Consider the following 709-nt stretch of genomic DNA (forward strand, 5'->3'; position numbering starts at 1 on the left):
TGCGCATCCTCGCGGAGCGTTTATCTCAGTCGGAGATTGTAACCCCGACTGAGATAAAATAATTCTAGTAATTCACAACAACACTGTCAATCACTCCGATAATAGCACATTTCAACACATTTTTTGCTCATAGTTGTAGCGCATAAGAAAGCATGTTACTTGCAACATGGTATTCCAGATAGATTTACAGATTAAATCGGTCCAATCTCTGGTATTCCATACTTTTGTAATATTCCATTCAATGTGTCACGGCTTTTTATCCTCACATATCTATTCGTATTATTTATTCTAGCATGTGAACATCCGTCATACGCTATACACATATATGTTTTATTATTTTCATACTCAAATATGACAGCGTAATCATATCCAAATCCGCAAGAAGGATTTTCGCGATAACTGACTCCAGAAATAATCTCTTTAAGGGTTTTAATATCATCTTTATCTGTAATCTCTACATTAATATTTCCACTGTATACAAGACTAATCCTTTCTGCATTGGAAAAATCTATATCATTTTTATCAACATGATGTTTAATCCCAAAACCAATCAATATCATGATAAGAGCAACACAAATGACTATCATATATTTTTTCAAACTAATACCCACCTCCTGAGAAATGTTTAGGCACACGCCCATGGCAACTAATTCAAACTTATCTGTGAGACAAATCATCCTTTAACCAGTCCCAAAAATCTTTGATCCAT

The 709-nt window shown here is 34.1% G+C and carries 1 protein-coding gene; it reads right to left on the bottom strand.

All coding sequences use genetic code 11. The annotated features are described in order from the left end of the window. Positions 1-191: 191 nt before the first annotated feature. The gene (locus CSX02_RS09785) at positions 192-599 is read right to left on the bottom strand and encodes a hypothetical protein (protein ID WP_143248170.1); all 408 of its coding nucleotides are present in this window, start codon (positions 597-599) and stop codon (positions 192-194) included. Positions 600-709 lie beyond the last annotated feature (110 nt).

Source organism: Agathobacter ruminis (assembly GCF_002735305.1).
Taxonomy (GTDB): domain Bacteria; phylum Bacillota; class Clostridia; order Lachnospirales; family Lachnospiraceae; genus Roseburia; species Roseburia ruminis.